Source organism: Flavobacterium frigidimaris (genome assembly GCF_002217275.1).
GTDB lineage: Bacteria > Bacteroidota > Bacteroidia > Flavobacteriales > Flavobacteriaceae > Flavobacterium > Flavobacterium aquidurense.
The window spans coordinates 58598-82308 of record NZ_MUGV01000044.1 but is presented as its reverse complement, the minus strand read 5'-3'; the positions used below and the strand labels follow the sequence as shown (position 1 = coordinate 82308).

Annotated in this window: 25 protein-coding genes; 10 read left to right on the top strand and 15 right to left on the bottom strand. The window is 32.0% G+C overall.

Annotation, left to right across the window (positions count from 1 at the left end):
* The first annotated feature begins 24 nt into the window (after window positions 1–24).
* From B0A65_RS21720 to B0A65_RS21700, 5 genes are all read left to right on the top strand, one after another.
* Window positions 25–1611 carry a sensor histidine kinase gene (locus B0A65_RS21720; protein ID WP_074657563.1) on the top strand — a complete coding sequence of 529 codons (1587 nt, stop codon included), beginning with the start codon at window positions 25–27 and terminating at the stop codon, window positions 1609–1611.
* Between the two features lie 3 nt (window positions 1612–1614).
* The gene (locus tag B0A65_RS21715) at window positions 1615–2331 is read left to right on the top strand and encodes a response regulator transcription factor (RefSeq protein WP_026985497.1); all 717 of its coding nucleotides are present in this window, start codon (window positions 1615–1617) and stop codon (window positions 2329–2331) included.
* Window positions 2332–2861: 530 nt separating this feature from the next.
* Complete coding sequence (locus tag B0A65_RS21710) at window positions 2862–4253, top strand: RtcB family protein (RefSeq protein ID WP_074657566.1); 1392 nt, start codon at window positions 2862–2864, stop codon at window positions 4251–4253.
* Between the two features lie 13 nt (window positions 4254–4266).
* The gene (gene prfH / locus B0A65_RS21705; RefSeq protein WP_074658310.1) at window positions 4267–4956 is read left to right on the top strand and encodes a peptide chain release factor H; all 690 of its coding nucleotides are present in this window, start codon (window positions 4267–4269) and stop codon (window positions 4954–4956) included.
* Between the two features lie 77 nt (window positions 4957–5033).
* Window positions 5034–5567: a hypothetical protein gene (locus B0A65_RS21700; protein ID WP_074657569.1), complete on the top strand. Its 534-nt coding sequence runs from the start codon at window positions 5034–5036 to the stop codon at window positions 5565–5567.
* A 320-nt stretch (window positions 5568–5887) separates the two neighbouring features.
* Here the strand turns inward: B0A65_RS21700 and B0A65_RS21695 are convergent, their stop codons facing one another.
* The 9 genes from B0A65_RS21695 to B0A65_RS21655 all read right to left on the bottom strand — a co-directional run bounded on the left by B0A65_RS21695 (window position 5888) and on the right by B0A65_RS21655 (window position 13614).
* Window positions 5888–6634 (bottom strand): acyl-[acyl-carrier-protein] thioesterase, encoded by a 747-nt coding sequence (locus B0A65_RS21695; RefSeq protein WP_074657572.1) that lies wholly within the window; start codon window positions 6632–6634, stop codon window positions 5888–5890.
* Window positions 6635–6712: 78 nt separating this feature from the next.
* A complete protein-coding gene (gene miaA / locus B0A65_RS21690) occupies window positions 6713–7633 on the bottom strand; it encodes a tRNA (adenosine(37)-N6)-dimethylallyltransferase MiaA (RefSeq protein WP_074657575.1) in 921 nt (306 codons plus the stop codon).
* 155 nt (window positions 7634–7788) lie between these two features.
* Window positions 7789–8628 carry an ion transporter gene (locus B0A65_RS21685; protein WP_074657577.1) on the bottom strand — a complete coding sequence of 280 codons (840 nt, stop codon included), beginning with the start codon at window positions 8626–8628 and terminating at the stop codon, window positions 7789–7791.
* Window positions 8629–8657: 29 nt separating this feature from the next.
* Window positions 8658–10019: an exonuclease domain-containing protein gene (locus B0A65_RS21680; protein WP_074657579.1), complete on the bottom strand. Its 1362-nt coding sequence runs from the start codon at window positions 10017–10019 to the stop codon at window positions 8658–8660.
* 222 nt (window positions 10020–10241) lie between these two features.
* Complete coding sequence (locus B0A65_RS21675; protein WP_242670333.1) at window positions 10242–10469, bottom strand: four helix bundle protein; 228 nt, start codon at window positions 10467–10469, stop codon at window positions 10242–10244.
* Window positions 10470–10515: 46 nt separating this feature from the next.
* Entirely contained in the window at window positions 10516–11175 is a 660-nt protein-coding gene (locus tag B0A65_RS21670; protein WP_074657583.1) for a YggS family pyridoxal phosphate-dependent enzyme, read from the bottom strand.
* Window positions 11165–11650, bottom strand: a complete 486-nt coding sequence (locus tag B0A65_RS21665) for an HIT family protein (protein ID WP_074657586.1) — start codon at window positions 11648–11650, stop codon at window positions 11165–11167. The genes B0A65_RS21670 and B0A65_RS21665 overlap by 11 nt, the downstream gene beginning before the upstream one ends.
* Before the next feature lie 20 nt (window positions 11651–11670).
* Window positions 11671–12558 (bottom strand): 3-hydroxyacyl-CoA dehydrogenase family protein, encoded by an 888-nt coding sequence (locus B0A65_RS21660; protein ID WP_074657589.1) that lies wholly within the window; start codon window positions 12556–12558, stop codon window positions 11671–11673.
* 90 nt (window positions 12559–12648) lie between these two features.
* Window positions 12649–13614 (bottom strand): Gfo/Idh/MocA family protein, encoded by a 966-nt coding sequence (locus tag B0A65_RS21655; RefSeq protein WP_026985489.1) that lies wholly within the window; start codon window positions 13612–13614, stop codon window positions 12649–12651.
* A 143-nt stretch (window positions 13615–13757) separates the two neighbouring features.
* Here B0A65_RS21655 and B0A65_RS21650 point away from each other — a divergent pair, with 143 nt between their 5' ends.
* Complete coding sequence (locus B0A65_RS21650; RefSeq protein WP_074657591.1) at window positions 13758–14399, top strand: protein-L-isoaspartate(D-aspartate) O-methyltransferase; 642 nt, start codon at window positions 13758–13760, stop codon at window positions 14397–14399.
* 27 nt (window positions 14400–14426) lie between these two features.
* On the opposite strand, the gene B0A65_RS21645 is transcribed toward B0A65_RS21650, so the two are convergent.
* The 3 genes from B0A65_RS21645 to smpB form a co-directional block, all read right to left on the bottom strand.
* Complete coding sequence (locus tag B0A65_RS21645; RefSeq protein ID WP_074657594.1) at window positions 14427–15476, bottom strand: Fic family protein; 1050 nt, start codon at window positions 15474–15476, stop codon at window positions 14427–14429.
* A 95-nt stretch (window positions 15477–15571) separates the two neighbouring features.
* The gene (locus B0A65_RS21640; RefSeq protein ID WP_074657596.1) at window positions 15572–16210 is read right to left on the bottom strand and encodes a hypothetical protein; all 639 of its coding nucleotides are present in this window, start codon (window positions 16208–16210) and stop codon (window positions 15572–15574) included.
* 78 nt (window positions 16211–16288) lie between these two features.
* Window positions 16289–16744, bottom strand: a complete 456-nt coding sequence (gene smpB, locus B0A65_RS21635) for an SsrA-binding protein SmpB (protein WP_074657599.1) — start codon at window positions 16742–16744, stop codon at window positions 16289–16291.
* A 140-nt stretch (window positions 16745–16884) separates the two neighbouring features.
* Here smpB and B0A65_RS21630 point away from each other — a divergent pair, with 140 nt between their 5' ends.
* Together B0A65_RS21630 and B0A65_RS21625 are read left to right on the top strand one after the other, a co-directional pair.
* Window positions 16885–17529: a porin family protein gene (locus tag B0A65_RS21630; RefSeq protein WP_074657602.1), complete on the top strand. Its 645-nt coding sequence runs from the start codon at window positions 16885–16887 to the stop codon at window positions 17527–17529.
* A gap of 108 nt (window positions 17530–17637) precedes the next feature.
* On the top strand, window positions 17638–17859 hold the full coding sequence (locus B0A65_RS21625; RefSeq protein WP_074657604.1) for a VF530 family protein: 222 nt from the start codon (window positions 17638–17640) through the stop codon (window positions 17857–17859).
* On the opposite strand, the gene B0A65_RS21620 is transcribed toward B0A65_RS21625, so the two are convergent.
* The 3 genes from B0A65_RS21620 to B0A65_RS21610 all read right to left on the bottom strand — a co-directional run bounded on the left by B0A65_RS21620 (window position 17856) and on the right by B0A65_RS21610 (window position 19959).
* On the bottom strand, window positions 17856–18413 hold the full coding sequence (locus B0A65_RS21620) for a DUF3575 domain-containing protein (protein ID WP_074657607.1): 558 nt from the start codon (window positions 18411–18413) through the stop codon (window positions 17856–17858). The two genes, B0A65_RS21625 and B0A65_RS21620, sit on opposite strands and share 4 nt — an antisense overlap.
* Before the next feature lie 133 nt (window positions 18414–18546).
* Window positions 18547–19095 (bottom strand): GNAT family N-acetyltransferase, encoded by a 549-nt coding sequence (locus B0A65_RS21615; protein WP_074657609.1) that lies wholly within the window; start codon window positions 19093–19095, stop codon window positions 18547–18549.
* A 12-nt stretch (window positions 19096–19107) separates the two neighbouring features.
* Window positions 19108–19959, bottom strand: a complete 852-nt coding sequence (locus B0A65_RS21610; RefSeq protein WP_074657612.1) for an aldose 1-epimerase family protein — start codon at window positions 19957–19959, stop codon at window positions 19108–19110.
* Between the two features lie 186 nt (window positions 19960–20145).
* Between B0A65_RS21610 and B0A65_RS21605 the strand changes: the two genes are divergently transcribed.
* On the top strand, window positions 20146–22413 hold the full coding sequence (locus B0A65_RS21605) for a M1 family metallopeptidase (RefSeq protein ID WP_074657615.1): 2268 nt from the start codon (window positions 20146–20148) through the stop codon (window positions 22411–22413).
* Between the two features lie 615 nt (window positions 22414–23028).
* On the top strand, window positions 23029–23670 hold the full coding sequence (locus B0A65_RS21600; RefSeq protein ID WP_074657617.1) for a GNAT family N-acetyltransferase: 642 nt from the start codon (window positions 23029–23031) through the stop codon (window positions 23668–23670).
* Window positions 23671–23711 lie beyond the last annotated feature (41 nt).

Here is a 23711-nt window from a genome sequence, read left to right as displayed (position 1 = left end):
TGTTAAAATATTAATTTTGTTTCGATGAATAAATTATTTTTTAGAATACTTGTTTTGCTTATGAGTTTGTCTCTTATTGGGATAATACTTGTTCAAGTATTTTGGTTCAACTCTTCGTTCAAAAATAATGACGAACAATTTAAATACCACGTTACCCAGGTAATTGGTAATGTTGCTGATAAACTAGAACAGCAGGAAGAATATAGTTTTTATGATAAATACAATCGTATAAAAGACAGTACTGGTAAAATTCCTAAAAAAGAAGATTTACTGGAAGTTCTTTATGTGCAAAGAAATACCAAAACAAATAAAACAATTGTTTATTCGAATACATTAACCTCTGAAGATTATGATATAAGCGGTTCGCTTTTTAATAAAAAATTCAGTAGTGAACGATTTAAAAACTTCAGTTCAAAGCGTGTAACAGAAGTTTACAATAACAATAATGGCATTGATAATAATGCTTTAGGACAAAGTATTATTCCGGATTTAAAAATCGAAAAATCAGGAAGTTTAGATATTTTAAATAAAGTACAGCAACAAATTCAATACAAAGATATTGCGTCTTTGACACCTATTGAAGGAAGAATTACAAAAGACAAGCTTAATAAATTATTGAAAAAGGAATTAGAAGAATATGGTGTAAAAACCAAATTTGAATTCGGTGTTTTGAATAGTGGTTTGCCTACAAAAGTAAAATCGGATGGATTTCATTTTGATAAAGATGCAAGTTATCATATTCCGATATATACTGATAATGAAGGAAATAGTAAGTATGAATTATATATCACTTTTCCTTATAAAAAGAAATTTTTGTTATCAGAATTATTAAGTATTACAATATTATCAATTGTATTTACGCTTATTATTATAATTGCTTATACAAGTGCATTAAACCAATTGTTGCGACAAAAACATATTTCTGAAATTAAAACAGATTTTATAAATAATATGACGCATGAGTTTAAAACTCCAATTGCAACTATAAATTTAGCGCTTGATGCAATTAGAAATCCTAAAATTATTGAAGATAAAGAGAAAGTCTTTCGTTATCTGCAAATGATTAGGGATGAAAATAAAAGAATGCATGCTCAGGTTGAAAACGTTCTGCGCATCTCTAAATTAGAAAAAAGAGAATTGGATATTACAAAAGAACCAACTGCAATTCATGATATTATCGATGATGCAATTGAACATGTAAATTTAATTTTAGAAGATAGGCATGGTACGGTTGTAAAACATTTTAATGCTTCAAGAACAACATGTTTGGTAAATGAAGTGCATTTTACAAACGTTTTGGTAAACATTTTAGAAAATGCTATAAAATATTCTCCGGATGTTCCTGAAATTGAAATTTTTACAGAAAATATCAAAGATATGATTCTGATAAAAGTAAAAGATAATGGTCTTGGTATGAGTAAAATAGCTCAGAAAAGAGTTTTTGAGAAATTTTACAGAGAACATACAGGAGATTTACATAATGTAAAAGGACATGGTTTGGGTCTGGCTTATGTAAAACGAATAGTTGAAGATCACAATGGTCAAGTATATGTTGAAAGCGAAAAAGGAAAAGGTAGCACCTTTATAATAAAAATACCATTAATAAATTAAAATATGGAAAATAATAACAAAAGAATACTTTTAGTAGAAGATGACCTTAATTTTGGGGCAGTTCTTAAAGATTATCTAATGTTAAATGACTTTGAAGTTACTTTAGCTAAAAACGGTATGGAAGGTTTCGAAAAATTCAAGAAGGATGTATATGATTTATGTATTCTTGATGTGATGATGCCTTATAAAGATGGTTATACTTTAGCCAAAGAAATTAGAGAAAAGAATAGTGAAGTGCCTATTATCTTCTTAACTGCAAAATCTATGAAGGAGGATGTGTTAAAAGGTTATAAAGCTGGTGCTGATGATTATTTGAATAAACCTTTTGATTCAGAAGTTTTATTGATGAAGATAAAAGCAATTATTCAAAGAAAGTCTGCAGATACAAAAGCAGAGCAGGTTCAGTTTGAGTTTAACATTGGTAAATTCCATTTAAATTCTAAACTTAGATTTTTGACTTTTGAAAATGACGAGCCAATAAAATTATCTCCAAAAGAGAACGAATTGCTTAAAATGTTGATTCTTCATGAAAATGATTTAATGCCAAGAGAGTTAGCGTTAACAAAAATCTGGAGAGATGACAACTACTTTACTTCAAGAAGTATGGACGTTTACATCGCTAAACTTAGAAAATATCTAAAAGCAGACGAAGATGTTGAGATTCTTAACATTCACGGAGAAGGTTTCAGATTAGTTGTTAAAAGCAAAGTCACTGAATAACAAAATTCACCAAACTAATAAAATAGTAAAGCTCTGAGAAATCAGAGCTTTTTTTTGCCTTTTATTTTTTAAGGATTTAAATTTTAAGTTGCTTATTGTTAGTTGTTTAGATTTGTATTTATTGATGAGTTTTAGTGTTGAAAATATTTTTACATGAATTTTCTTAAAATAAATTTGGAAAATCAAAAAACAATTATGAATATTTGCAGACGAAAAAAAATAATAACCCTATAAAACGAAGAGAAATGTTTGTACTTACATCAACATCACAAAGCTTCACACCAAACGGATTTGGTGCTGCGCTTCTTCGTGGCTTATTTCAATCTTAGAAATTCATTTTTAGATATATAAAAAGCCCGAAGACATTTATTTTCGGGCTTTTTTTATTCTAGACACTTCAAATTTTCCCGAATAACAGTTTCATTATTTATCCGAAAGGATGAAAATTAGGTACGCTTATGTTTTGTTCGAACTTTTCAGTTTTAACGAGCATCGGTTTGCAAAAAAATAATAAGAATAATTAAAAATTTATGGGAAATAAATTATCCGGAAAAGACCTGATTAAATTAGGCTTTCCAAAAAACAATGCAATAAACATTGCCTTAGGGCAAATAAACAGATATAGAAAAAGAGAAAAAAAAGAATCTATTCTAACAGAAGCTAAAGAGGTTTTGCTTCATCCGGAAAAGTTTGAAGGAAACGGAACTTGGGGTAAAGTAGCTGAAGGTTTGATAAATCCTGTTCAGGTAAGAATGCGTCAGTTGAAAAACACACGGGCACCTTTTACCATTTTTGGAGAAAATGAGATTGATCAACAAGCAAAATTTCAATTGTTTGATTCTTTGAAGTTACCAATTTCAGTTGCTGGAGCTTTAATGCCAGACGCACATTCAGGTTATGGATTACCAATTGGCGGAGTTTTGGCGACAGATAATGCTGTGATTCCATACGGAGTTGGAGTAGACATCGGTTGCCGAATGAGTCTTTCGATTTTTGATTTACCAGCATCGCATTTTAAAGGAAAAGAACATCAATTAGAAGCGATTTTAAAAGATAATACCAAGTTTGGAATGAATGAGGTTCATGCTTCAAGAGTAGATCATGAAGTTTTTTACAAAAGTGAGTTTCAGGATATTCCGTTATTAAGGAATCTTTTACCTAAAGCTTACAAACAATTGGGAAGTTCTGGCGGAGGAAACCATTTTGTGGAATTTGGAATTGCAAAAATTGAGAATCCTGAGAATGAGTGGAAGATTGGAGCTGGTGAGTATTTTGCTGTTCTGTCACACAGTGGCTCCCGAGGATTAGGCGCTAATATTGCTAAACATTATACCTATCTGGCGACAAAACAATGTCCGTTGCCTAAAAATGTGCAGCATTTGGCCTGGTTAGATTTGAATACGCACGATGGTCAGGAATATTGGCTGGCAATGAATTTGGCTGGAGAATATGCTAAAGCCTGTCATGATGATATTCATAGAAGAATTGCTAAAGCTATTGGAAAAAGAGTGGTAGTAAATATCGAAAATCATCACAATTTTGCATGGAAAGAAATGGTAAACGGCCAGGAATGTATTGTACACAGAAAAGGAGCAACCCCAGCGGCAGAAGGTCAATTGGGAATTATTCCCGGATCTATGACTGCACCTGGTTATATTGTGAAAGGAAAAGGCAATGCTGAAAGTTTAAACTCGGCTTCGCATGGAGCTGGTCGTTTATTTTCGAGAGCAAAATGTAAAAGCACTTTTACGCAAAGCGAAATAAAAAAGGTTTTGAAAGCCAATGATGTAACCTTGATTGGAGGAAATATTGATGAGGCTCCAATGGCTTACAAAGACATTACAAAAGTGATGGGAAATCAAACGGATTTGGTTGAAGTTCTGGGAACTTTTACTCCAAAAATTGTTAGAATGGACCGATAAAAAGAAATTAAAAGTGGAAAAAATAATTCAGATAACAGCAGGTCGCGGACCTGCAGAATGCACTTGGGTAGTTGCCCAAGTGCTTAAAAAAGTTTTGGAAGAAGCGCAGGAACAACAATTAGAAACTGTTCTGTTACAAAGAGAAGGTGGTCAGGAAAATGGAACTGTTGAAACTGCGTCAATTGCTGTAAAAGGAGAAAAAGCAGATCAATTTGTAAAATCGTGGCTAGGAACAATTCAGTGGATTGGGCAGAGTCAGTTTCGGAAAATGCACAAACGCAAGAATTGGTTTATTGGTGTTTTTGAAATTGATCCACAGAAAGGTGCGCTAGTTTCGGAAAACGATATTCAATATCAGGCCATGCGAAGTTCAGGAGCTGGTGGACAGCACGTAAATAAAGTGAGTTCAGCAATAAGAGCGACTCACATTCCGACGGGAATCGCTGTAGTTTCGATGGACAGCCGATCGCAACACCAAAACAAAAAACTGGCAAAAGAAAGATTATTAAAAAAATTAGAAGACGAAAAACTAGCCCAACTTAAGAATCATGTAGGTAAACAATGGGAAAACCAGCTTAATATTGAGCGAGGAAATCCCGTTAGAGTTTTTACAGGAAGTGATTTCAAAAAAAATAAAGTAGAGAAAGGTTATAAAGGAATTCGTCAGAAATTAAAACAAGATTTACGAAATGAGCATAATTAAAAAGTTGGTTGCAGAAAACAATCATGATGTGCGAATTAAATGTGACCAAAAGAAAACAATAAATAGCAACACATAAAATGAAAACAATTGATAAATACCTTTTTCAGGCTTTGGATAATTATCCATATTCGCTTGAAGAAACGATTGAATCTCTAGATTATGCTTTTTCTTATGATGATAAAAATACAATGGTTTTGTGTTTATATGGAAGAATTCAAGCAGAACAATTATGGAATTATGAAGAGGCTAAATCTTATTTTCAACAGGCTCTTGCCATAAATATTCATGCACTTGAAGTGTATCCGCATTATTTGCAAACTTTAATTTTAAATGAAGATTATGAAGAAGCGCAAAAGTTGATTGATTTTGCTTTGACAATTAAAGGGATCAATAAATCTGATATATATGTGAAGAAAGCTATCCTTTTAGAAGTGCAACATCAATTTAAAAATGCACTTAGGGAAATTAAAAATGCTAAACTTTGCAATTTGCACTTTGCTTTTGATTCTGATATTAGTGAAGTTGAGAAAAGAATCAAAGTTAAAATGGAGTTGCTGAAAAAGAAAAAGAAGCCTAGTAAATCAATAAAGGATTCAAAAAAGAAATCATAATAATTTTAGTAGAAAAAAAACGATGCCATTCAAATTTGAATGGCATCGTTTTGCATTTATAGCATAATAAATATGCAGTCCCTACGGGACACTCTATTGGTATACTAAATTTATTTTACCAATATTTTCTACCATTATTTAACTCCTAACGGAGCATTTGGATGAAATAAATTGATATTTGTATGATTTTACTTCGTTTGTCGCCAATAGTTGACTTGTAATAAAATACTTCGTAGAGATTACATATTGGTAGAAAATAGTATTAGAAAAAGAATATTTGTCTCGTAGGGACTCTACATAATCTCCAATATCAAATAATATTATTTCCAATGCAATTCTAAAGCAAAACAGGTTTTTTCGTTCTTGGTTATGCTGAATGTTGCTGTAGTGTGATCATCGTCTTCACTTTCATGAATAACAACATTATCTTTTAGAGATAACTCTTTCATAAAATTCATTTCAAAGCTTTTTACTTCCTGTTTCAGAATTCTTTTTGGATCAACATGATCAAGGCACCATTCTAAATATTTGACATTATTAACATGGTTTACAATATCTAAATCAGATAAATAAACTGTTTTTTCAAAAACCGCTTCTTTTTCATGATTGATATTGATTTTAGAAAAACCTTCAGAAGTGGCTCTGTTTTCAGGAAATAATTCAAAGTGTTCATACGGCAAAGCCAAAGGTTCCGGACGACGTAATTGTGTGTTAAAAACGGCCCAATACGTTTCGCAGCCTACTATCTTTTTACCATTCACATACATTTCTAATGCACGAACAGAACGTGAATTCTCTAAACTGTTAATCCATGTTTTTACAGTAACAACATGCTGCCATTTCGGCAATTCTGAAATCTCAACTCTCATTCGGCTTAAAACCCAGGCTTGATGAAATTCCTGCATATCAAAGAAACTGATGCCTCCAACTTCAGAATGTGCAGCTGCGGTTAATTGTAAAATATTACACAAATCAGTGTATTTTAAATAACCGTTTGGCGTGCATTGCGTGAAATTGATTTCCCAGTCTTTGCTTAAAACTGATGTGAAGTTTGGTGATATAGGCATTGTAAATTTTAGATGTTAGATTGTTGATTTTAGATTTTTCCTGAGAGAATAGAATATAGAATAAAGAAAATAGATTTCTTATGTGATAAGATTTTCTATGTATCTTATGATTTCTTTTCTATCTGTTGCATAGTCAAACCATTTCGTATTTTCATTTCTCTTGAACCAGGTTAATTGTCTTTTGGAAAATCTTCGTGTATTTTTCTTGATTTCTTCTATTGCAAATGGAAGAGTAAAATCTCCGTCAAAATAACTAAATAATTCTCTATAACCGACGGTTTGGAGCGCATTTAACGCTTTATTAGAATACAATGCTTTTGCTTCTTCGAGTAAACCTTGGTTCATCATAATAGCAACGCGCTGGTTAATGCGATCATAAATTACTTTTCTATCTGCTTCTAAACCAATTAAAACAGGAATGAAGTTTCGGTTGTTTTTCTTCTGATTTAAAAAGGAAGAATATGGTTTTTTGGTTCCTAGACAAACTTCTACAAAACGCATCATTCGTTGTGGATTTTGAAGTGTTTGTGGATTTTCTAAAGTTATTTTTTGAAAATAGTCGGGATCTAAATTCTGTAATTGCTCTTGTAAATAATTGATTCCAAGTTTTTCATAATTTGAATTCACTTCAGAACGAATTTCTGGTTTGATTTCAGGAAATTCGTCAAAACCTTTTAAAACAGCATCGACATATAATCCTGAACCACCAATTAAAATGGCAAAATCATTCTTCTGAAATAATTCTTCTAATTTTAGAAGTGCTTCTTTTTCGTAATCACCAACAGTATAATTTTCGAAAATGGACTTGTTTTGAATAAAATGATGCTTTGCTGAATCTAACTCTTCCTGATTTGGAACTGCTGTCCCGATCGTCATTTCTTTAAAAAATTGTCGGCTGTCGCAAGAAATTATTTCACAATTGAAATGTTGTGCCAAAGCAATGCTTAAGGCTGTTTTGCCTATAGCTGTTGGTCCGACAATGGTAATTAAGTATTTCATATTTCTTATAGCCCAGATGGGAGTGGAAACCCCGGACTTATATTTGTTAGTTTTTTTGGGATAAAAGAGCGACCAGCGGAAGCTCCTTTTATACCTTAAAAAAACAACAAAGATAAGGAGGAGTTGGAGCGTACAGCTGGAAATAGCTCCATAAATTAAATATTAGGTAATTCTGTTCCGCATTCGTAGCAATATTTTGCATTATCAAAGTGGACTTGTGAACCACATTTTTCACAAGCTTTCTTAGTGCTAATGGTACTATTTTTAAGACTGTTTTTGGCAAATTCTGCAGTTACAATTCCGGTTGGAACTGCAATAATTCCATAACCCAAAATCATAACAAATGAAGCAACGAACTGGCCTAAAGGAGTTATGGGCGAAATGTCTCCATACCCTACAGTTGTCAATGTCACTATAGTCCAATAAATGCTAACCGGTATGCTCGTAAAACCGCTTTCTTTGCCTTCTATCACATACATAACTGAACCGATAATTACGGTACTAATCAGTACGAAATATATAAAAACGAGAATTTTTTCTTTGCTGGCTTCGATTGCTTCGCGTAATTGAACGGATTGATGGGAAATTTGTGGGATATGAAGTATTTTGAATAAGCGGAAAAAACGTAATGCTCTTACGACTGATAAAATACTCGCACCAGGGAAAAATATTGATAAGTACATTGGGAGTACAGCTAATAAATCGATAATTCCATAAAAACTGAAGATGTATCTAACTGGTTTTTGAATTGAAATGATACGAAGGATATATTCGATTGTAAAGAAGACGGTAATCACCCATTCGCACATAATGAGCTGAGAATGGTATTTTTGGTTGATTCCCTGAACGGTTTCCATCATGACCAAAAGGACACTCAATAAAATTAATCCGAGTAAGACCAGATCGAAAAGCCTGCCTAAAACGGTATCAGTTCCGTAAAGAATTACTTTGATTTTTTCTCTAAAGATTTCGTATTTGGATTTCATTTGTGTCATATCACTAAGATAATTAAAATTAGGATACTTTAAAAATGAAGAATTTTAAGTGATTTGCTTTTGCGCATGTAATTTTGAATTATGTTTTTTACATCGCGATTGTTTTGCATCGGAATTAAAATGTTTTTTAGGATTTCAATATTCGTAATCTGATAATTCAAATCGTAAAACGCATAACCTTTATAAATCCCATTTTCAATTAATACAGCGCTTCGTTCGTTTATATTTCGGCCACGATCGATAAGAATCATGCTTTTGTTTTCAAAACTGTGTTCAGAAATGAATTCTTGTACGCGTGCATTGTATATTTCCGGGCTTACTTCGCCAATACAAGCACCATCGCATTCTTTGATTTTATATTGAAAACACTCTTTCTTAGTTTGATATAAACCTGTTAATTTTTGGCACAAATGATACTTCGTTGAGAATTTGAAAAGCATATTTTTACCTTCCTGTAAAGAAGCAAACGAGGTAATCTCTTTTTTACGACCATCAGCTTTTTGAAGTTTTATATTCAAATAGCCATTTGAGTCTTTTTCTGCATATAAAGCAAATGGAAATACTGTTTTTTTCTGTGCACGATTATGTCTTGGTCGGTTTATTTTTACTTCTTCGCTTTCTTTTAAGAGCGCAATTAATTCGCTTCCGGTTTCATCATAAGTGATGGTGAAAACTTCAGCCTGGATTTTTTTGCTTTTTGTTGTGATTCCGGTAAAATGTTGATTTACTCTTTTTCTGATATTTTGACTTTTTCCTATATATATTAAAGTTCCGCCTTCGTTATGTATGTAGTAAACACCAGTTTTAGTTGGCATTTGTCCAACCAAATCTAATAATTTTGGAGCAATACCTTTTTCAACTTCCAGTTTTATAAAATCTTTTACAATTGTTTTTTCAAGATCTTTTTCTAAAAGCATCTTAAACAACTTTGTCGTTGCCATGGCATCACCACTCGCACGATGGCGATCTGCCATTGGGATACCAAGTGCGCGAACCAATTTTCCTAAACTATAAGAAGGTTGTTCCGGAATTAGTTTTTTAGCCAATTCGACTGTACAAAGTGTTCTGGCCTCGAAATCATATCCTAGGCGTCTGAATTCAGTACGTAAAATTCGGTAATCAAAAGAAGCGTTGTGTGCTACAATTATACAATCTGAGGTGATTTCGATGATTCGTTTTGCAACTTCAAAGAATTTAGGAGCAGAACGCAACATAGCATTATTTATCCCGGTTAATTTCACCACAAAAGGCTGAATCGGAATTTCAGGATTAACAAGACTAATGAATTGATCAACTACTTCATGGCCATCAAATTTATAAATGGCGATTTCAGTAATTCCTTCTTCATTAAACTGGCCTCCAGTGGTTTCTATGTCTAGTATTGCGTACATTTTCAATGTCAATATCAATATCAAAAATCAATAACAATGTCAAAAAATCAATATTTTAAAAATTGAATTTTGTTATTGTTATTGTAATTGTCATTGAAAAATTATTTTTTATTTAGTATCATTTTTGATGAAATTGCAATTAATTGTTCAACTTCAATAAGAAGTTTATTGCGCTTATCATTATCTCCTTCTTTTATATAATCTAAAATTTTTAATGAGTTTCTAGATTCTTTTAACTCTTTTTACAACTAATGAAACTTTGAAAATAAAATCTTTATCAGTTATTGTTCCCTGGGCTTCTCCAAAATTTAATGATGCACCTCCAGATGATCTGATCAATTGATTTTTATAATATTCATTTTCAAATATCTTTTCTAATTGTCTTGTAAAGAAAATACATTCTCCTGCAAATCTCACCAACCTATCTTCAAAATTGAAAATTTTCTCCATTAATACTATTGTAATTGACTTTTGATATTGTCATTGATTTTTGAAATTATCTTCCTCCAAAGATACTGCTTCCAATTCTAACCATTGTGCTTCCGCAATCAATGGCAAGCTGGAAGTCTCCGGACATTCCCATTGAAATTGTAATTAGTTTTAAATTTTCGTTTTCGATGGATTGAATTGAATCAAAAATAGATTTCAAATGTGTAAATTCTTTTTTAATTTGGTTTTGGTTATCTGTAAAAGTTGCCATTCCCATTAACCCTAAGATACGAATGTTTTTCATCTCTTTGAATTCTGGAGAAGATAATAATTCATTTAATTCATTTTCATCCAAGCCAAACTTAGATTCTTCTTCGGCTATGTACATTTGAAGCAGGCAATCAATAACTCTATTGTTCTTTATTGCTTGTTTATTAATTTCCTGCAATAATTTCAAACTATCTACACCATGAATCAAGCTCACAAATGGTGCCATAAATTTGACCTTATTCGACTGAACATGACCAATCATATGCCATTGAATATCTTTGGGCATTTCTTCCCATTTATCCGTCATTTCCTGGATTTTGTTTTCTCCAAAAATGCGCTGGCCTGCTTCGTAGGCTTGCATTAAGTCAGAAACAGGTTTAGTTTTAGAAACGGCAACTAGAGTTACATTTTCTGGTAAACTATTTTTTATATTTTCTAAGTTAGATTTAATACTCATTACAATTGTGTTTTATCATTTCTGATCTCAATTTATTCGCTAATTCAAAATTTCTATCGGCATTAAGCTTATTATTCCCAAGTCGTAAAACTCTTCTTTTCAAGTCATAAATTCCAGGAAAAGAAGCTATGATTCTATCTTTTAAGGAATTACAAGGGACAATATGAATGTGACAATGGAATATTGATTGTCCAGCTTCCTTATTCACTGCTGTCCATATTCTAATGCCTTTACAACTATATGCCTTTTGCATAGAATAATTTATATTTTTTAGAATAGGAATTAGTTCTATTGAATGATCAACAGAAAGTTCTAAAATGTTCGTGTAATGTTTTTTAGGAATTAATAAACAAATAGAACCAATGCTTGTTTGCCGGTATTTATCAGTAAGAACTATAAATAATTCATTTTCAAAAATAATTTCTTCTTTGATTCGATCTCCTCCTATTATTTTACAAAAACGACATTCTTCCATTGGAATCCAAATATTTCGACCTAAACAAACTGCTTAGAGATTTTCTCTGCTTTCTTACTTTCACTATAATCATAAAAACCTTCTCCAGATTTAACTCCCAATTTTCCGGCTCTAACCATATTCACTAAAAGTGGGCAAGGAGCGTATTTTGGATTTTTAAAACCTTCGTACATTACGTTCAAAATTGCCAAACAAACATCAAGACCAATAAAATCAGCTAATTGTAGTGGACCCATTGGGTGTCCCATTCCTAATTTCATCACCGTATCAATTTCGTAAACACCGGCTACTTTATTGTATAACGTTTCGATTGCTTCGTTTAGCATTGGCATCAAGATTCTATTTGCTACAAAACCTGGATAATCGTTTACTTCGACAGGCGTTTTTCCTAGTTTTACAGATAAATCCATGATAATTTTTGTGACTTCGTCGCTGGTATTGTATCCACGAATGATTTCCACTAATTTCATAATCGGCACCGGATTCATAAAATGCATTCCGATAACGCGTTCCGGATGTGCTACAACTGCTCCAATTTGTGTAATGGATATAGAAGAAGTATTCGTTGCTAAAATGGTATTATGAGAACAAGCTTCGTTTAATTGCTTGAAAATATTTAATTTTAATTCAACATTTTCTGTCGCTGCTTCAACGACTAAATCAACTCCCACAACACCGTCTTTAATATCTGTATAAGTTATAATATTAGTGATGGTTTTGGCAACATCTTCCTGAGTGATAGTTCCTTTAGAAAGCATTCTGTCTAAGTTGGAAGCGATAGTTGCCATTCCTTTATCTAGAGATTTTTCAGAAACATCAATAAGTTTTACGGTAAAACCACTTTGTGCAAAAGTATGAGCAATTCCGTTACCCATTGTTCCAGCACCAATTACAGCTATAGTTTTCATTTAAATTCAGGTATTATATTTATGATTTTAGCCACGAATTCACCAATTAAATTCGGGAATTCGTGGCTAATTTATTTTTGAAATTATATTTTATTTATCGAAACAATCAATAATCTGATATGCCACACGTAAAGCATCTGTAGCTTGTTCTAAAGTTACAACTGGCGTGGTGTCAGTGTTAATAGCATTTGCAAATGATTCTAGTTCATCTAAAATCGCATTGTTTTGCTCGACATCAGGATTTGTAAAGTAGATTTGTTTTTTTACACCTTCAGCATTTTGAAGAATCATATCAAAATCTCCAGGAACTTCCGGAGCATCTTTCATACGTACCACTTCACATTTTTTCTCCAGAAAATCAACAGAAATATAGGCATCTCTTTGAAAAAAACGTGTTTTACGCATATTTTTCATCGAAATTCTGCTTGCTGTTAAATTTGCCACACAACCATTTTCGAATTCAATTCTGGCATTTGCAATATCAGGTGTGTCACTGATAACTGAAACACCACTTGCATGAATGTCTTTTACTTTTGAATGCACAACACTTAAGATTGCATCAATATCATGAATCATCAAATCTAAAACCACAGGGACATCTGTACCACGCGGATTAAATTCGGCCAAACGATGTGTTTCAATAAACATCGGATTTTCGATCATGTTTTTCGTTGCAATAAAAGCAGGATTAAAACGCTCCACATGACCAACTTGTCCTTTTACATTGTATTCTTTGGCTAAAGCAATAATCTCTTCCGCTTCTTCTACAGTGTTGGCAATAGGTTTTTCTATAAAGATGTGTTTTCCTGATTTAATGGCCACTTTAGCACATTTATAATGTGAAAGTGTTGGTGTTACAATATCGATTACATCCACGGCGTGGATTAATTTTGCAATAGTGTTGAAGTTTTTATAGCCGAATTCTTTTGAAATTCTTTCGGCATTTTCTTGATTTTCGTCGTAAAATCCAACTAATTCGTATTTGTCAGATTGTTGCAATAAGCGTAAATGTATCTTACCTAAGTGACCAGCACCTAAAACTCCTACTTTTAACATGAGAATGTATTTTAAACAAAAATATAATTTATTTGTTGAAAGTAAAAGTTAATGCAATAAAGATTTAGCGATTTAATAATTAAAAATCAATATTTGATTTCTTTTTTACTTTCTTATTTTTGCCAAAATAAAACCTACCCATTTTGAAAGACACTGCCAAACATCAAGGACTTCGTAATCAATTAGTAAGCACTTTAGAACAAAAGGGAATAACTGATAGATCAGTTTTGGATGCGATAAAAAAAATCCCAAGACACCTTTTTCTGAATTCAAGTTTTGAAGATTACGCTTATCAGGACAAGGCGTTTCCTATTGGTGCTGGACAAACTATTTCTCAGCCCTACACTGTGGCTTTTCAGTCACAATTATTAGAAGTAAAAAAAGAACATAAAATTCTTGAAATTGGAACAGGTTCTGGTTATCAAACTGCAGTTTTATGTATGCTGGGTGCTAAAGTTTATAGTATAGAAAGACAAAATGAGTTATTTAAACAAACCTCAAATTTATTTCCTAAATTAAATATCCGGCCTAAACATTTATCTTTTGGCGATGGTTATAAAGGATTACCAAGCTACGCGCCATTTGATAGTATTATTGTTACGGCTGGCGCTCCGTTTATTCCTCAGCCCTTAATGGCACAGTTAAAAATAGGAGGAAGGTTGGTTATTCCGTTAGGTGAAGATGTACAGATTATGACTTTGTTGATTCGTAAAAATGAAACGCAATTTGAGAAACATGAGTTTGGAGAATTTCGATTTGTTCCTTTATTAGAAGATAAAAATTAGATAAAAAGCCCAATTAGTTGGGCTTTTTTATTGGGTAAGAATATTAATATATCTTTCCAGGCTTTCTTTTTCTATCTGAGCAATAAAAAGTAAAAAATCTTCCTTGTCTTTTTTTGTTTGGGCTTTTTCTAATGATTGATAATATTGTATTCTGTTTTCGTAATCCCCTTTTATGTTAGCAATCAAATAGCCTTTTTGCATTAATATTAAATTCATAACTAAACGTGAGGTTCTTCCGTTTCCATCAATGAAGGGATGAATGGTGACTAGTCTTTCATGCATTTCAGCAGCAAGAATAATTGGATGTAATTTGTTTTTGTTTATTTCATACCAAATAAAATATTCTTCCATTTCCTGAGCAACCATTAAGGGCTGCGGAGGCATATGAGTGCTTCCTTGAATCATTACCTGAACTTTTCGATAACGTCCGGCATCTTCAGGAATAATTCCACGGAGGATTAAATTATGAATTGATAAAAGATCACGTTCATTCAACGCGTTGTTTTTCTGCATTAAATCTTTGATAAAGCCAATTGCTTCCTGATGATTTATAGCTTCCAGATGTTCTCTCATGCTTTTTCCGGAAATAGTCAAGCCTTCATTAATAACCATATCGGTTTCACGAAGTGTCATCGTATTTCCCTCAATTCTATTACTTTCAAAAGTATATTCTAATTCAAGAGCCTGCTTGATTTTATAACTATCAAATTTTCTGTAGGTATCTAATTTATCTTTTAGAATATCAATTTCTTTTAAAATCTTTTCTAAGGAAGTTGATATTTTTAAGTTTGATATTGCATTATTATATTTTATCTCATCTTCGGCAACTTTTAAAGCTTTTAAAGCAAATTCATCATCTCCAATTTCATATAGAATTTTTTCTTTTAACCAGGCAATCATCAAAGTTTCAAAGTCAATTTCTAAGAGTTGAGAAAGTTTAGAAATTTGCTCTTTAGTAGGTTTTCTTGTTCCTGACTCAAATTTACTTATTAATGCCTGATCAATTCCAAGAAGTTGGGCTACTTCACGGGTTTTTAATCCTTTTTGTTCTCGTGCATTTTTAAGTAACGTTTTCATTTTTTTTTAGTGAAATGATTTAAATTGTCTTGACAAAATTAGTCATTTTTTAAATTGAAAAAAAAAGCAATATATTATTATTGCTTTTAATTCTTTTATTTAGGTAAAGATCCGTCTTTTTTCATTTCACCAACAACAGCTTGCATGATTGCATCAACAGTTTGTCCTAAATCCGTAACATACTCAGATTTGGTAGTTCCTGTCCAGATTAATTTGTTTTGTTTTAATGAAAAAATATTGGTTTCTACCATGTAAGATGTAGTTTCCTGATAATATCCCGGATCGTAAAAGCTTGGAGAATACATTCCGTACCAGTTTCCAAATCCATAACCATACATTCCTGTGTACATTCCGTCAAATCCTCCATAATACATACCTGTATAAGTTCCGGGAACGTAGTTTGTTTCTTTTTCAGTACTTACTAAACGCATTGTAACAACTCCGTCAAAATTTTCATCTTGTAGAATTTTTAATTTTTGTTCCTGTGTGAGTTGCTTAGTAGTTTCGTTTAAAAATTGATATGAAGTTTTAAAAATTTGATTACTGGCTGCAATCCTATTTTCTGTAATTCTTCTGGAAGCTTCATCTTTAACTAAAGCAACAACTAAAACTTTTTTAAAATGTTCCTGAGCAACTGTTACGTCAGGATCTCTCCAGCTATTTACAATTGAAGTATTACTGCCACAACTTGAAAGTGCCAGTACGGCAATTAACAAAACTAAGTACTTTTTCATATTTTACAGTTAAATTGTTTTTATAAAAATAACGATAAAATATTAATAAACACTTCTTTAAAATAAATTTAAAGCATTTTAATTGTAAGCTTTTTTAATTCGATCTAAATCACGTTTTGTGTCTTGCTCTTTCAAAGACTCGCGTTTGTCGTAGTTTTTCTTTCCTTTACAAAGGCCTATTTGCAGTTTTGCAAGACCTTTTTCATTTGTGAATAATTTTAGCGGTACAATAGTAAGTCCTTTTGCCTGCACACTTTTATGAAGGCTTTTTAATTCTTTCTTATTTAAAAGTAATTTTCGTTCACTTCTCGACTTATGGTTGAATTGATTTCCAAAAGAATATTCTTCAATATAAGTATTGATAGCAAAAAGTTCAAGGTTGCTAAATTCGCAAAAGCTTTCGGTAATATTAGCTTTTCCTAAGCGTATAGATTTGATCTCTGTTCCGGATAAAACGATTCCTGCAACATAGGTGTCGATTATCTCGTAATCGAAACGAGCTCTTTTATTAAGTATATTGACTGTTTTTAACATAGTTGCAAATGTAAAACAAAATTGAAAAACTTTCATGCTATCTAAGATAATTAAAGATTTTTTTTAATCAATGACTTTGATCATGTTTAAAGAAAAAACTTACATATAAGTTTGTTGAATAATTTAAAACAAACTCAAACATGAAAAAAATTTTATCATTAGTTGGTATTGTGTTAATCGGTTTAACTGCAAAAGCACAGGATGCAAATCAAGGTTTAAAAGGCGCATGGTTTGCTACTTCACAATTTGGTTATCAGCAAACTAAAACAGGAGATGTTAAGAATACAAATTTATCAGTTGTGCCAATTGTTGGAACATTTGTCACACCATCTGTTGCGGTAGGAGCTGCAGTTGGTTATATTAACATAAAATCGGATGGTTATGATATGGGTGATTCAAATATTAAAACTCTTGCAAAAACAGATTTGATTGTAATTGAGCCGTTAGCAAGAAAATATTGGAATGTTGCTGGTTCTTTATACTTCTTTGGACAATTAGCTGTTCCAATTATTACAGGTAAAGAAAAAGAAAGTGATTTAAAAGTAAATCAGGTTGGTTTAGCCTTGTCAGGTGGATTTGATTACTTTGTAACAAAACATTTTTCTGTTGAATTCTCTTATGATTTAGCTAATTTTACATCAACGACTTTAGACCCAAAAGTTGGAGAAAAAACAACTGTAACCAATTTTGGATTAGCACATATGGCAAATGTTGATTCAGCTTATTTAGTTGGAGCTTCAAGTTTAACAACGCCACTTTCTGTCGGATTTAAATTTATATTCTAATAGTAGTCGATTTGATTTAAATTTAATTTCAATTCGTTAATTTTGTAAAAAAGAAAGACCGTACTTTTTTGGAGTACGGTCTTTTTATTATTATTTTAAAAATATAAAATGCAAAATCAATCAAAAGATCCTTTACATGGAATTACACTTCAGGTAATATTAGAAAAATTAGTTGCTCATTATGGATTTGATACATTATCAGAATTAATTCCGATAAAATGCTTTACTTCAAATCCGAGTATAAAATCTAGTTTGACCTTTTTAAGAAAGACCGATTGGGCACGTAAAAAAGTGGAAGATTTATATATTAAATCGTTGAGTAAATTTTAATTCAATTTATAAGAAAGCATTACACCACCGCGATACGGTAACCATTCACCACTTTTGTTCCAATGTACAGCTTTTTCGTATCTTCCGGGAGTACCATCATTGTAGTAACCGTGATAAAATCCTTGATGCCAACCACCTCCGGCAAAAATATCTAATAAAAACTTATCGTTAATTTTAACATTATAGCCAACAGTTACTCCTAATCGATATCCAAATCCATGCTCATATTTAGCACTATCCCAATAATTCCATTTTTGAATTTCATAAACATCCGGGCCAGCATGAGCACCTACATAAAATCCATTGTATTTTTCTTTAAAATGATAGCGTATCTCAGGTGTTAAAGTATAAAATTTCATGGGGCTATGACCATTGAAAGATTCCCAAAATGATGCCATAACATCAACACTAAAAGTAGTTTTTTCTCCAATACTTGTTTCTATTCCTACATTTGGAATTGCAAATAAAGCAGTAGCAGCATTAAATTTTATATAAGTTTGACTTTGAGAATGAATTGAAAATAAAAGAACGATTAAGACAAGAATTTTTTTCATAAGGTAAGTTTTCGCAATTCGAAATAAGGTTTAATTTTATATTTCGCGTGCAAATATAACGCATTAGGCTACTTAACTATTATGTTTTTTTAAATTTAACAGGATATTTTTTTAAAGAAATTAGCAGTATTTTTTACTTGTCTAGTAATGAGTAGATTACTTTGTCAAGAAAGCGTCCCTCATAAAAATCAGATTCCTTAAAATGTGCTTCTTTAATAAAGCCACACTTTTGTAATACTTTTTCTGAAGCTAAATTGTCCGGATCAATTACTGCTTCGATTGAGTGTAGTTTTAAATCATCAAAACCAAATCTGATTAATCTGTTTACAGACTCTGGAATAATTCCTTTTCCATGAAATTCCGGTAATAACATGTAGCCGATTTCAGCACGGTAATTTTCAGGTTGCATTCTGTAATAGCCAATAATGCCAAGCAATTTAGGGTTATCTCTTAAAGAAATACCCCAATTGATCCCAACGTTTGTTATGATTTTATCTTCAATCATGGCAATATGTTCCAAAGCATCTTCATTTGTTTTAACCAAAGGACGCGGAATATATTTCATGGTTTCTGGATTTGAACGAAGTTCAAAAATTTCATTCACATCTTCACTAGTAATTCTTCTTAAAACTAAACGTTCGGTTTCTATAATTGGAAATGGTGAAAAATTGAATTCTAACATTTTTTTCGACTGTTATAATATTTGTATACTGAATTTTGAAGTGAAGGTCTGATTGGCATCCAATATTAAGACACCTTCTTTTTCAAATAGATCACCAGAGTTTTGAGGTGTGTCTGAATAACCAAACCAAGGCTCAATACAGATAAAGGGAGCCTGTTCTTTTGTCCAGATTCCTAAACTTGGGAAATCCTCAAAATCTACTTTTACATAAGGTTTTAAATTTTTCAATATAGTAAGGGATTTTGATTTTAATGTTTTAAAAACCAAAGCATCGTTTTCGAACAGTTTGTAGTTCAGCGGAACTAAATTTTCAATAGTTTCTAAAATTTTAGTTTTGTTAGAAACCAGATCGTTTTCTAAAAGTGAAAATTGTAAAACTTCCTCTTTTTCAAATTCAAATGCATAATCTTCAAAATTATCAGGTAAAGCAATCGCCGGATGTGCACCTATCGAAAAAGGCATTTTAGTTTCATTTTTATTAATTACTTTATATGTAATGTCTAATGCCGCTTCATGCAGGGTATAAATAAGTTGTAATTCAAAATAAAAAGGATATTTTTTTATGGTTTCGTCATCTGATTTTAACGAAAAAGTAGCACTGTTTTCTGTTTTATCTACCAATTGAAATTCCAAATCACGAGCAAAGCCATGGCGCGGCAATTGATATTCTTTCCCATTAATCCTATAAGTGTTATTCTTTAAAGTGCCTACAATCGGAAAAAGAACAGGAGAATGCTTTCCCCAAAAATCAGGATTACCTTCCCATATAAATTCTTTGTTCTGCTTGTTCTTTAATGAAGATAATTCGGCTCCTGCGTGTTTAATAGAAGCTTTAAGTGTTGAATTTGAAATAGTTGTAGTCAAAGTAATTTATTTGAAAAGAATTAGTTTTTATCTGACTGTAAATATATTTTATAAATTTTATTTTTTGAAGGAAATTGCTTAAATTATTTTTTTGATAAAATTTTCCTAAAATTAAATTTAAGCTTAAATTTTTCTCTGTACATACCTTTTTTTTTCATTAATTTGCTAGATAAACAGCTAAAAAATATGAAAAAACAATCCTCTAAAGCCTTATTAACTATGGCTTTGTTTGTAGGGATTACTTCTGTTTGGGCACAACAAACCCCAGCTACAACAGCAGCAACCCCGGTAAATAATTATAATTATCATGATGCTTTTGCACCTCATTTTTATACAAAAAACGGTACGCCAACTCGTTCTGCAAGTGGTCAGCCTGGAGCTGAGTACTGGCAAAATAGAGCTGATTATCAGATAACAGCAAAATTAAATGGAGTAAAAAATGAAATTATTGGTACTGATGAGATTACCTATACTAATAATAGCCCGGATAAATTGTCATTTGTTTGGTTAAACTTAGATCAAAACTTGTTTAAGGAAGATTCGAGAGGGAATGCTGTAGTGCCTTTAACGGGGAGTCGTAATGGAGCCCAAGGTCAGGTTTTTGATGGTGGAAATAAGATAAAATCAGTAAAAGTTATTTCTGGCGGAAAAACAAAGGTTGAAACGGATGCAAAATTTATTGTTACAGATACAAGAATGCAAATTTTTCTTCCACAAGAGTTGGCTTCAAAAGGAGGATCTGTAAAAATCAAAATTGAATTCTCATTTATTGCGCCATTCGAAGGATCAGACAGGATGGGGGTTCTTGAAACTAAAAATGGTAAAATCTTCACTATAGCGCAATGGTATCCGCGTATGTGTGTGTATGATGATGTGCGAGGCTGGAATACGGCACCGTATTTAGGGGCTTCTGAATTTTACTTGGAATATGGAAATTTTGATGTGAAACTTACAGTGCCGGCAAATCATTATGTAGTGGGATCTGGAGAATTATTAAATGGAGCAGAGGTTTTGCCTGCAGAACAATTTAAACGTTACAAAGAAGCTTCACAAAGTGATAAAACCATTATGATTCGTTCTGCGGACGAAGTTGCAGCAACTGCAAATTCTAATACTACTGCTGAGAAAACATGGCATTATCAAATTAAAAATGCTCGTGATTTTTCTTGGGCATCTTCTCCTGCATTTATTTTAGATGGAGCAAAAATTAATTTGCCAAGTGGTAAAAAGTCTTTGGCTTTGTCTGCTTATCCTGTTGAAAGCGCTGGTAACGATGCTTACGGACGTTCAACAGAATATGTGAAGTCGTCAATTGAAAATTATTCAAAAAGATGGTTTGAATATCCTTATCCGGCTGCAACAAACGTAGCAGGAAACGAAGGAGGAATGGAATATCCCGGGATTGTTTTTTGTGGATGGAAATCTAAAGGAGATGATTTATGGGGAGTTACAGATCACGAATTCGGGCACATTTGGTTTCCTATGATTGTAGGTTCTAACGAGCGTTTGTTTGCCTGGATGGATGAAGGTTTTAATACGTTTATTAACTCTGTAAGTTCTTTTGATTTTAACAATGGAGAGTACAAACAAAAACCTGCTGATCTTCATGAAGATGTAGAGTATTATACAAGCCCAAAATTAGAAACTATTATGAGTTCTCCTGATAATATGAAGGAAGCTAATATCGGTGTTTTATGTTATGCAAAACCAAGTGCAGGATTAACAATCTTGAGAGAACAAGTTTTGGGACAAGAGCGTTTTGATAAAGCATTACGTACTTATGTTGAGCGTTGGGCTTACAAACACCCAACTCCGGATGATTTTTTCAGAACAATTGAAAATGTTGCAGGAGAAGATTTAAGTTGGTTCTGGAGAAGCTGGTTTGTAAACAACTGGAGATTTGATCAGGGAATTAACTCTATTAAATATGTAAAAAATGATCCATCAAAAGGAGTTGTAATTACAGTGGAGAATTTTGATAAAATGCCGATGCCAATCATTTTAGATGTAAAAACAAAAAGTGGAAAAGTAACCAGAGTGAAATTGCCAGTTGAAATATGGCAACGTAATAATGATTGGTCTTTTAAACATAATTCTACAGAGGAAATTGAAAGTATAACTTTAGATCCTGATCACGCTTTTCCGGATTATAACCAAAGTAATAATGTTTGGACGGCGGGAAACGGTAAGGTGGAGAAAGATATTATCTTGGATGGTTATGTTGGGAATTATTCTACTGCAAAAGCACCTTTGAAAATTGAATTTACAGAGAAAAGCAGTGTTCTTAGTGCAGAAATTACAAATTATCCAAAATTTTCTGTTGAACCGGTGGCTGGAGAAAAAGATACTTTTCAGTCAAAAAGAGCAGGAGTTAAATTTAAGTTCAATGATGCCAAAACAGCTGTTGATATGATTTTAGGTGATGGAAAAGTAATTCCGTTTACTAAGAATTAAATAATATAAGCATGGTCATTTTAAACCCGATCGTTATTTTTTATAACTATCGGGTTTTTCTTTTAGTAGCCTCATGTAAGATTTCAACTCGCGAGTTTCGGTCTAGTTCCGCTATTGGTTGTTGGATAAAACGATCCAATATGAAACTTTTTATAAAACATGAATTTTAGAAAAACTCAAAACCTTAGCGTATAAGAATCTTAGGATCTTTAAAAAATAACATTACGCTAAAAAAATGTTAGAATTTTATTTTTTTGTTTTGTAAATAAAAAAATAGTGTACTTTTGCACTCGATGAATAAAATAAGTTTACATATAACTTCTTTGTCACGGACAAACTCTCCTGTAACTTCTCCCGAAGTACGGATGCTATCTCTATAGTATTCAAAGAGTTTTTCGCCGCGTATTTATTTATATTCATTTTTCATTTTGAAATCACACAATTTGTCCATTGGACAAACATATCCTAAAAGTATATATAATTTTGTAAATTTTCTTAATCAAGTTTTTGATTTTGAGAATGTTACTTCTATTTTGTCTAAATTTATTGGATTAAATTTCAGATTTCAAACTAAACAATACGTTTTAATTTTTAACTCTAACTTCAACTATTGAAATGAAAATCTCTATTGTTGTAACTCAGGAAGAACACTTCAAATTCGCACAGGAAATTTGCGATACAATAGAATCATCTGCCTTGTTAAGAGGTACAGGGATTGCTAAAAGAACTCCTGAATACATTCAGAAAAAAATGGCGAACGGCGATGCGATGATTGCTCTGGCAGATGGAAAATTTGCAGGTTTTTGTTATATCGAAAGTTGGCAGCACGGAAAATTCGTGGCCCATTCCGGCTTAATCGTTCATCCGGATTACAGAAGTTTAGGTTTGGCTAAAAAGATCAAATCTAAAGTTTTTGATTATTCTTTAAAAAGATACCCAGATGCAAAAATATTTGGAATTACAACTGGTTTAGCCGTAATGAAAATCAACTCTGATTTAGGTTACAAACCAGTGCCTTTCTCTGAATTAACAACTGACCCAAGTTTTTGGTCAGGCTGTAAAACCTGTACCAATTATGAAATTCTAAAAAGCAAGGAAAACAAAATGTGTCTTTGTACCGGAATGTTGTACGATCCAAAGGAAAAACAAAAAGATCCGCCAAGACATCCTTTTAACGAAGCTGTTTTGAACAGATTGAAAAAAATAAAACAAGCTTTATTCTTAAATAAAATGCTTTCTTTTATTTTTTTGCCATAAGAATACCATAAAAAAGAAATCTCAAACTTGCTACATACGAA

What these genes read in the sequence shown, in the direction of transcription:
- B0A65_RS21695 (WP_074657572.1), bottom strand. Translation starts at nt 6,634, where the DNA reads ATGCCTATATCACCAAACTTCACATCAGTTTTAAGCAAAGACTGGGAA.
- B0A65_RS21615 (WP_074657609.1), bottom strand. Translation starts at nt 19,095, where the DNA reads ATGTTAGAATTCAATTTTTCACCATTTCCAATTATAGAAACCGAACGT.
- B0A65_RS21670 (WP_074657583.1), bottom strand. Translation starts at nt 11,175, where the DNA reads ATGAGTATTAAATCTAACTTAGAAAATATAAAAAATAGTTTACCAGAA.
- B0A65_RS21625 (WP_074657604.1), top strand. Translation starts at nt 17,638, where the DNA reads ATGCAAAATCAATCAAAAGATCCTTTACATGGAATTACACTTCAGGTA.
- B0A65_RS21640 (WP_074657596.1), bottom strand. Translation starts at nt 16,210, where the DNA reads ATGAAAAAGTACTTAGTTTTGTTAATTGCCGTACTGGCACTTTCAAGT.
- B0A65_RS21630 (WP_074657602.1), top strand. Translation starts at nt 16,885, where the DNA reads ATGAAAAAAATTTTATCATTAGTTGGTATTGTGTTAATCGGTTTAACT.
- B0A65_RS21685 (WP_074657577.1), bottom strand. Translation starts at nt 8,628, where the DNA reads ATGACACAAATGAAATCCAAATACGAAATCTTTAGAGAAAAAATCAAA.
- B0A65_RS21605 (WP_074657615.1), top strand. Translation starts at nt 20,146, where the DNA reads ATGAAAAAACAATCCTCTAAAGCCTTATTAACTATGGCTTTGTTTGTA.
- B0A65_RS21715 (WP_026985497.1), top strand. Translation starts at nt 1,615, where the DNA reads ATGGAAAATAATAACAAAAGAATACTTTTAGTAGAAGATGACCTTAAT.
- B0A65_RS21600 (WP_074657617.1), top strand. Translation starts at nt 23,029, where the DNA reads ATGAAAATCTCTATTGTTGTAACTCAGGAAGAACACTTCAAATTCGCA.
- B0A65_RS21675 (WP_242670333.1), bottom strand. Translation starts at nt 10,469, where the DNA reads ATGGAGAAAATTTTCAATTTTGAAGATAGGTTGGTGAGATTTGCAGGA.
- B0A65_RS21700 (WP_074657569.1), top strand. Translation starts at nt 5,034, where the DNA reads ATGAAAACAATTGATAAATACCTTTTTCAGGCTTTGGATAATTATCCA.
- smpB (WP_074657599.1), bottom strand. Translation starts at nt 16,744, where the DNA reads ATGTTAAAAACAGTCAATATACTTAATAAAAGAGCTCGTTTCGATTAC.
- miaA (WP_074657575.1), bottom strand. Translation starts at nt 7,633, where the DNA reads ATGAAATACTTAATTACCATTGTCGGACCAACAGCTATAGGCAAAACA.
- B0A65_RS21710 (WP_074657566.1), top strand. Translation starts at nt 2,862, where the DNA reads ATGGGAAATAAATTATCCGGAAAAGACCTGATTAAATTAGGCTTTCCA.
- B0A65_RS21680 (WP_074657579.1), bottom strand. Translation starts at nt 10,019, where the DNA reads ATGTACGCAATACTAGACATAGAAACCACTGGAGGCCAGTTTAATGAA.
- B0A65_RS21620 (WP_074657607.1), bottom strand. Translation starts at nt 18,413, where the DNA reads ATGAAAAAAATTCTTGTCTTAATCGTTCTTTTATTTTCAATTCATTCT.
- B0A65_RS21645 (WP_074657594.1), bottom strand. Translation starts at nt 15,476, where the DNA reads ATGAAAACGTTACTTAAAAATGCACGAGAACAAAAAGGATTAAAAACC.
- B0A65_RS21660 (WP_074657589.1), bottom strand. Translation starts at nt 12,558, where the DNA reads ATGAAAACTATAGCTGTAATTGGTGCTGGAACAATGGGTAACGGAATT.
- B0A65_RS21720 (WP_074657563.1), top strand. Translation starts at nt 25, where the DNA reads ATGAATAAATTATTTTTTAGAATACTTGTTTTGCTTATGAGTTTGTCT.
- B0A65_RS21655 (WP_026985489.1), bottom strand. Translation starts at nt 13,614, where the DNA reads ATGTTAAAAGTAGGAGTTTTAGGTGCTGGTCACTTAGGTAAGATACAT.
- B0A65_RS21665 (WP_074657586.1), bottom strand. Translation starts at nt 11,650, where the DNA reads ATGGAAGAATGTCGTTTTTGTAAAATAATAGGAGGAGATCGAATCAAA.